Raw genomic sequence first — 1,636 nt, 5'->3', positions numbered from 1 at the left:
CAAAATCAGGACTAGTATATGATGATTCTTACAGAAGTACGTTGGCTAAAAATTAGTGAGTTTTTACTTGTTTTTTACCACAGTACTTTGTTGTACACAGTTTTGTTTTATATTTTTATACTCCAAGTTTCTTTTTTTCATATTCCCAATATTCAGATTCAGAGTTGAATCCTATAATATTCAAAAAGCACTTTAATTCCATATTGCATTTTTTTGCTTTGTGATTATAGTAATTCACATCATTGGAAAGAGCTTTCCATATTACCTTTAATTCGCCTTGTTGTTTTTCAAAACGAATTTCATTTTCAAAAAGTTCTTTAGGACTCCAAATTCCATAGTGAGCAACAGAATCGTATTCTGTATTAATTTCATATCCCTTATCTATTTCAATTATCAGGTCAATTAACTCTTCTATTTCTTGTATTTCAGTATGGAATAATCTCAATTCTATCCAACATTCATCAGCTTCTGGATGCAAATTTTCATTCAAGTTTTTTTCGAGTAAATTCTTTTCGCTATTTGTTCGTTCAGTTGAGTCTGCTGATACTTCAATATTTATAACAAGATTACCATTCTTTTTTTTATAATATATCAATTCTCTTTTATCGAAATCATTAAAGAAAACTAATCCATCTTGAGTAGTAATTTTAAGGTGTTCATTCATTCTAATTGGATGCGTTTAATTGTGTACAACGGTCTCGGTTATCGCCAGTTGGCGGATTAAGGGACACGGATTTGTCGGCTTAGTATTGGTTTGTTGGTCAAGTTACTTATTTTCTTTCTAACGGTGCCGCTTATTGGCGATGAACCGTTGTTACCCACAGTGCTTTAAATTTCATTTAATTCTTTTCTCATTAATTTTATAATATCATCATTAATTGATTTTACAACTCTGCCTGATATTTCGATTTCTTTTTGTAAAGAATTTATCTTCTCTTGGTCATTAACTGTTATCAATGTTGGTAAGGCACTCATCATTTTATCAGATTTCTCCATTAACTTTTCATAAGCTCGCTCAAGTAAATTTAATTTTTTAATCATTTCATCGCTTGCAATAACACGTATAGTATTTGTTTCTTGGCGTAACCTTGTAAGTTCTTCATATGAATCGAATGTTATTTGTTGCATTCTTTTCGACATTACTGTAACTGCATTATTTTCACCTTTTTTATCGCCCTTTTCTGCTGCGTTTAAATAATCTTTATAAAATTTATCAAGAATTGGAATCAATTTATCTTTCATCTTTTTATTTGCCTCAGTTGTAAATGAGTCTATAGTTTTATAAAAGTTAAGATATTGATCTTTTTTACTTTCGTACTGATATTTTCTTTTGGAGATATCTAGTTGGTGTTCTTTTTTAATTGATTCAGTTTCTTCGACCAGCTCTTTATTTCTTCTTTTCAATGCTGCAATTTTCCCACTTTCTACGACGAAACTTCTTATATAAAGAACTAGAATTGTTATGAATCCTAACAATATGTATAGAATATAAGGTTCTAAAAATTCTAAGTTTAAGTTCATATTTTGGTTGGCATTGTGGGTAACGTGTTTCTTTAGTTTGTATTAAATAACTTTATATAGAAAGAGAGGAGAACTATAACGTGTTTTAGATTAGTGATCCCTTACACGTACGAGT

The 1,636-nt window shown here is 29.6% G+C and carries 2 protein-coding genes; both read right to left on the bottom strand.

Annotated elements, in window-relative coordinates; genetic code table 11:
- Positions 1-115: 115 nt before the first annotated feature.
- Positions 116-664, bottom strand: coding sequence for a hypothetical protein (locus tag LX95_RS14470; protein ID WP_111542168.1), 549 nt, complete (start codon positions 662-664; stop codon positions 116-118).
- Positions 665-828: 164 nt separating this feature from the next.
- Positions 829-1,404, bottom strand: a complete 576-nt coding sequence (locus LX95_RS14465; protein WP_146240811.1) for a hypothetical protein — start codon at positions 1,402-1,404, stop codon at positions 829-831.
- Positions 1,405-1,636 lie beyond the last annotated feature (232 nt).

Source organism: Mesonia algae (genome assembly GCF_003253545.1).
Taxonomy (GTDB): domain Bacteria; phylum Bacteroidota; class Bacteroidia; order Flavobacteriales; family Flavobacteriaceae; genus Mesonia; species Mesonia algae.
This window is presented reverse-complemented; position numbering and strand designations above follow the sequence as displayed.

Bases quoted from the DNA above. Each gene is read 5' to 3' on its own strand.
- LX95_RS14470 (WP_111542168.1), bottom strand. From the start codon at position 664: ATGAATGAACACCTTAAAATTACTACTCAAGATGGATTAGTTTTCTTT.